Source organism: Microcoleus sp. S36b_A4, from assembly GCF_036700645.1.
Lineage (GTDB): Bacteria > Cyanobacteriota > Cyanobacteriia > Cyanobacteriales > Microcoleaceae > Microcoleus.
Window position 1 is genome coordinate 156,178 of the sequence record NZ_JAUBPI010000002.1, and the last position, 6,362, is coordinate 162,539.

5 protein-coding genes are annotated in these 6,362 nt (G+C 47.7%); 3 read left to right on the top strand and 2 right to left on the bottom strand.

The annotated features are described in order from the left end of the window. Window positions 1-264: 264 nt before the first annotated feature. From QUA03_RS01700 to QUA03_RS01710, 3 genes are all read left to right on the top strand, one after another. Entirely contained in the window at window positions 265-834 is a 570-nt protein-coding gene (locus tag QUA03_RS01700) for a tetratricopeptide repeat protein (protein ID WP_333209141.1), read from the top strand. Between the two features lie 55 nt (window positions 835-889). Then, complete coding sequence (locus QUA03_RS01705; protein WP_333209143.1) at window positions 890-1,807, top strand: hypothetical protein; 918 nt, start codon at window positions 890-892, stop codon at window positions 1,805-1,807. Window positions 1,808-1,950: 143 nt separating this feature from the next. Beyond that, window positions 1,951-2,244 carry a DUF3288 family protein gene (locus QUA03_RS01710; protein WP_333209145.1) on the top strand — a complete coding sequence of 98 codons (294 nt, stop codon included), beginning with the start codon at window positions 1,951-1,953 and terminating at the stop codon, window positions 2,242-2,244. A gap of 72 nt (window positions 2,245-2,316) precedes the next feature. Here QUA03_RS01710 and secA read toward each other — a convergent pair whose 3' ends face one another. Together secA and QUA03_RS01720 are read right to left on the bottom strand one after the other, a co-directional pair. Further along, window positions 2,317-5,133 (bottom strand): preprotein translocase subunit SecA, encoded by a 2,817-nt coding sequence (secA, locus tag QUA03_RS01715; protein WP_333209147.1) that lies wholly within the window; start codon window positions 5,131-5,133, stop codon window positions 2,317-2,319. Window positions 5,134-5,475: 342 nt separating this feature from the next. Then, window positions 5,476-6,273 carry a HEAT repeat domain-containing protein gene (locus QUA03_RS01720; protein ID WP_333209149.1) on the bottom strand — a complete coding sequence of 266 codons (798 nt, stop codon included), beginning with the start codon at window positions 6,271-6,273 and terminating at the stop codon, window positions 5,476-5,478. Between the last annotated feature and the right edge of the window lie 89 nt (window positions 6,274-6,362).

The window sequence follows — 6,362 nt, forward strand, 5'->3', positions numbered from 1 at the left end:
ACGCATGGGTGTTAGCAACCCGGTTCCTAAGCTGTTGGTAATCAAAAACTGTCCGAACTGTTGCAGGACTTACGCACAGCCTCAATCTATAGTGTTTTGTAGGGGCAAACCCCCCGTGGTTGCCCCCATACCTGGAATGATTGCGTAAGTCCTATGTTGCTACACAAACAAATTTAAAATATCAAATAGTCACTATATCCCTAGAAATCCCGGTTGCTAACTAACACATGTGGTAAAGTAGTTTCGGCTGTTAAACTAAAATATATGACCGCAAATTCCGAGTTAGCCTCACAGCATTTGTCAGCGGGCGATAGCCTTCAGAAATCAGGAAAACTTGAGGATGCGATCGCTCAATATCAAAAATCACTAGCCATTCAACCGGATAGTCCGATCGCACTCAACAAGATAGCAGAAATTTATTATACGCAACAGAAATATGTAGAGGCGATCGCCTCCTGTTACCAAGCACTTCGCCAGCAACCTAATTTCGCCGCCGCCTACAAAACTCTAGGCAATATCTTGCAAGCCCAAGGCAAAATAGACGCGGCGATTCGCGCCTACTCGAAGGCGACCGAATTTGATCCTAATTTTGTCGAAGCCTATGTTAATTTGGGCAGTATGTTTTACAAACAAGGCCAGCTAGATGAGGCCATAAGTTACTACCAAAAATCTATCGTTCTTCAACCAGATTTAGCAGTCGCTTATTGGAATTTAGGCAAAAGTTTGGAAGAGCAAGGTCGAATCAATGAAGGTTTATTTTATCAAAAAAAAGCTCTAAATTTACAGCCGGAGTTAGAAGCGAGAAGCAATTTAGTAAAAAGTAACACTTACTGAAGAGGAATGTTATAGTCAGAATAATTCAATCATTAACAATGCAAGCTGGATCAACATGGAAATTAGCCAGAATCCGCTCGAATTCCTAACGGCTAAAGTACAAAAAACTGTTGCCGATACCCAAAACTTAGCCAACGAAATCGCTGCTAAAGTTGAGGAAAATGCAACTGTATTAACGGCGTGGGTACAATCAGCGCCAAGTTCAATGGTTAGTGCCGGGGCGATCGCCACTCAAGAAGCTTTTAAAATAGCACACAACATCCGTTTTGAGAACCTGCCCAGAAATCTGCAATCCAAATTTGCTAGGGCTGGGGTACGTGACGGCATCCGAGATGTTCAAGAAGCAGCAAAAGTATTTGAATCCATACCCGCCCAAATTCGTGCCCAAGGCCCAGAAGCAATTCGCAACTTCTGTCAAGATAAAGATTGGAGTCACATCCAAGCGCACGTCAATGGAGGCGGAAGCGAAGCTGCTAACGGGATTTTTGAACATTTTTGGGTGAATCGTGCTCGCGGTGGTGTAGATATGACTGCTGCAGAATTAGCAGTCGCTAAGCAAGTTTTAGCGGATGCAGCGTTTAAAGCAGCAGTTGCCGAAATCGTTGGGGCTGCAATGAAAGGGGCGATCGCCGCCGCAGTAATTGAGTTAGTATTTTCGATATTAGAAAACTCGCTACTGTGCGTGGAAGGCAAAATTACGCAGTCAGAGTTAGTCGAACAAGTCGCCACTGCCACCGCCAAAGCTGGCATTGCTGGGGGTGTTGTTACTGGCATTCTGTTAACGCTGTGCATGATATTTCCCCCCATTGCCGCGCTTTTAGGTGCCGCAGCGATGCCCTTGGCGGTTGCAGGTATTGGTGTTATGGGAATTCGCGCCTGGGAAATCTTTTGTCACGGCGATCGACTATTTGGTATTACTGAACAAACACAAAAATTTCTGGGAATGACTGAACAGTTGACAGTTGACAGTTGACTGTTGACTGTTATGATACCCGAATCAAACCGTTTATGAAGCGCGGATTTAAGACTTTATTCATGATAGTTATTTATGTCCGCGCTTTTGGGTGGCGGTTGCTTGTAGCAACATTTTCAAATGATTGGGAAACATAAAATAGTATGGATTCAGTAGCAAAAACTCAAGATCAGCAGCATCCGCAATACAAGCGCGATCGAGCCAGTGTCAATACTTTATTAGCAGGAGAAGCAACCGACTACAATTTATCGGAATTAGCAAGATTAATAATTCGCTACCGAGGCTTTCCCGGCGCTAGAGATATCCAATCAGACTTAAAAAAAGTCCTGCAAAAATGGAATCATACCGAAGAAACTCTTTATGAACAAACCCGCAAAATTCACGCTACAGGTGAGGTTTATAGAAAGCAAAAAAGCGATCAAGAAGATTGGGTTTAATCTCAAATATGCAACTTCCAGGAAGAGCCTGGAAGTTGCAGTCAACAGTCAACAGTCAACAGTTAACTATCTTCAAACCATCTCTGGCGAAACTTGCATTGCCGGCTGCGGCTGGAACTGGAACAGCGAATAAACCACATTGCGACGGATATCCGTCATCATGTCCAAGAACAGCTCGTAACCTTCAGTTTTGTACTCAATTAACGGGTCTTTCTGACCGTAACCGCGCAGCCCTACAGACTCGCGCAAAGCATCCATTTGCTGCAAGTGTTCCCGCCACAAAGTATCAATTTGCTGCAAAATAAAGAACCTTTCCGCATCTCGCATTAATTCAGCTCGGATTGCATTAACTTCCGCTTCTTTAATGTCGTAAGCATTGCGGACTTGTTCGTGCAGGAATGTTTTAATTTCCTCAACGGACAAATCTTCTAGCTGATCCGGTGTCATGTCGGCGAGCAGATAAACAAATTCCTTAACCTTGCTCACAAGTTTGTCGAGTTCCCATTCTTCCGACGGTAAATCGGGATTGATGTATGCTCCCACGATGTCATCCATCGTCTGTTCGGCATACCTAATTACCTGTTCTTTGGAGTCCAAACCTTCCAATACTCGGCGACGTTCCGCATAGATTGCTCGACGCTGATTGTTCATCACTTCGTCGTATTCAAATACCTGTTTGCGGATATCGTAATAGTAGGTTTCGACTTTTTTCTGAGCGCCTTCGAGGGAACGAGTCAGCATTCCAGATTCGATCGGCATATCTTCCTCAACACCGAAAGCCTTCATCAAACCGGCCACCCGTTCCCCGCCGAAAATCCTGAGCAAATTGTCTTCCAAACTCAAGAAAAACCGCGTTGAACCAGGGTCTCCTTGGCGTCCCGCCCGGCCGCGCAACTGATTGTCGATCCGGCGCGATTCGTGGCGTTCGGTACCGATGACGTGCAAGCCTCCCAACTGCACGACTTCATCGTGTTCGGTGCTGGTAAAAGCATCGTATTCGCGGCGAGTCAAATTGTAAGCTTCCCGCAACTTTTGAATTACGGGGTCTTTTGTCGGCGCTTTTTCCGAAGCTATAGCCACGATATCATCGGCTTGCAATTCCGAGAGCGATCGCTCGCCGTACTCTTTCACCGCCAATTCCACCGCCGCCTTAAGCAGTTGCTCGGCATCTTTCGATAGCTGCGTCGGGAAAATCTGCGCCGAAGCTTTCCAAGACTTTACCTTTTTGGCAGTTTGACCAAAACCTTGAGGTGCGGGGCGGCCGCCAATACCGGGCGCTTGCACCAGCGAAAACCCGTCCTCATCATCGGGCCGCACGATCCGGGGCATCAGATACTCGCGCAACTTCAGGCGGCCCATGTACTCAGAATTACCGCCCAAAATGATGTCTGTACCGCGCCCGGCCATGTTCGTGGCGATCGTCACAGCACCCTTGCGTCCGGCTTGAGCAATAATTTCCGATTCCCGCTCCACATTTTCCGGTTTAGCATTAAGCAAATTGTGAGGAATTTTCCGTTCCTGCAGCAGCCGCGACAGCAACTCCGACTTTTCCACGCTAGTAGTACCCACCAGCACCGGCCGACCGATATCGTGCATTTCTGCACAGTCCTGGGCGATCGCATTCCACTTGCCGGCCTCGGCCTTGTAAACCATATCCGAAAGGTCTGTGCGGCTGGTAATCCGGTTAGTGGGAATCAGCGTCACTTCCAGATTGTAAATCTTCTCAAACTCCGTCTCCTCAGTTTTCGCCGTCCCTGTCATCCCCGACAGCTTCGGATAAAGCAAAAAGAAATTCTGATAAGTAATCGTCGCCAGCGTCTGAGTTTCCGGCTGAATTTCCGCCCGTTCCTTCGCTTCGATCGCCTGGTGCAAACCGTCACTCCAGCGCCGTCCCGGCATCACCCGGCCGGTAAACTCATCCACAATCACCACTTCGCGATCGGGAGTGACGATGTAGTTAATATCCTTAATAAACAATTCCTTGGCCTTAATCGCATTAAAAATGTAATGCGCCCAAGGGTCAGCCGGGTCGTACAAATCCGTAACACCCAACAACCGCTCAGCTTCACCAAAGCCTTCATCGGTCAATAGCACATTTCGAGCCTTTTCGTCAACCTCGTAATGTTCTTCATTTTCCTTTCTCAAAGCAGCAGCTACCTCAGCCGCCCGCATATACTTCTCACTGGGGCGTTCCACCTGGCCGGAAATAATTAAAGGCGTCCGTGCTTCATCAATCAGCACCGAGTCAACCTCGTCAATCACGCAGAAATTAAAAGGACGCTGCACAACGTCTTCCATGACAGTAGCCATGTTGTCGCGCAAATAATCAAAGCCGACTTCGCTGTTAGTCGCGTAGGTAATATCGCAGTTATAATTTTTCTTTCGTTCCACCTGATCCATGCCCTGCTGAATCAGTCCGACAGTCAATCCCAGGAAGCGGTGCACCTGTCCCATCCATTCCGCGTCCCGTCTTGCGAGATAATCGTTGACGGTGATGATGTGTACGCCTTTACCGTTGAGGGCGTTGAGGTAAGCCGGCAGCGTCGCCACGAGAGTTTTGCCTTCACCGGTTTTCATTTCGGCAATTTGGCCTTTGTGCAGAATAATGCCGCCGAGGAGTTGGACATCAAAGTGGCGCAGTCCCAAAACCCGCTGTCCCGCTTCCCGCACCACTGCAAAAGCTTCCGGCAAGATTTCGTCTAGGATCTCTTTCTCCTCGTTGAGAGATTTAGCTTTTGCCAAACGTTCTTGAAACTCCGCCGTTTTGCCTCTGAGGCCGTCGTCTGAGAGTGCGCGGAAGTCTTCTTCCAAAATATTGATATCAGCTACCCAAGGCTGAAATTTTCTCAGTTTGCGCGCGTTGGGATCGCCTAGCAGATTTTTAAACATGGCAGGAGAGGCAGATTTTTAATAATTTAGCTATTAGCTTTCAGGGTTACGGGCTGTAGTGTTAGCCACAACATATACCCTCCCCGATTGTAGCAACCATTGGCTCTCCTGGGCCGTCGCTGCGGGCGATCGCTCGATTTTGGATTTTAGATTTTAGATTTTAGATTGAATAATCGCTCGATTTTGGATTTTGGATTTTGGATTTTCGATTGAATAGTTGACCTCTGTTCCGGGTTATTAAGGGGATGGAGGGCCCTAATCGTCAAACATCAGACTGACCGCATTTTTGGTGAAATTTCCGGAAGTGCGATCGGGTTTTACTGGCGCAAAAGCTACATACTTCTAAAAATCCAGCGGCGATCGATTTCCCTCACCCGCCACCAAATCCCACAACGCATCAATACCTGAGCCGACATATTCTGTATCCTGATGGCGATCGATCCATTGCACGACAGCAGGCAAAACCTCACCAGATTTCAGCCCCAACTTGCCCAAGGCTTCTACTGCATCACGACGCACCCACTCATTCCCATCTTCGAGACGTAAAAGCAGCGAAGTGATGACGGCTTCTGAAGCATTTCCCAACTTACCCAAGGCTTGTGGTGCTGAGCGACGTACACCCTCATCCCCATCTTCCAGACGTAGCAGCAGGGCTCTAATCACCGATTCTGAAGCATTTCCCAACTTGCCCAACGCTTGTGCTGTGCAGGCACGCACATCCTTATCCCCATCTTCGAGACGTAGCAGCAGGGCACTGATCACGGCTTCTGAAGCATTTCCCAAGAAGCCCAAGGATTGTGCTGTGAATAAACGTACATTCTCATTTGCATCTTCGAGACATAACAGCATGGCATTAATGACGGTTTCTGAAGCATTTCCTAACTCACCCAAGTCGTATGCTGCCCCGGCACGCACCGAGTAATTCCCATCTTTGAGGCGTAGCAGTAGAGCATTAATCACGATTTCTGAAGCATTTTTCAAGTTGCCGAGAGCTCTTGCCGCCTCACGACGCACCGAGTTATCCCCATCTTCAAGACGTAGCAGTAGAGCATTAATCACGATTTCTGAAGCATTTTTCAAGTTGCCGAGAGCTTTTGCCGCCTCACGACGCACCGAGTTATCCCCATCTTCGACACACAACAGTAAAGCATTAGACCTCTTGCGAAAGTCTCAGACGAGCGCTAGTTTGTCTTCAAAAAAAGTTCATAATTATAAATACCAGCGATCAA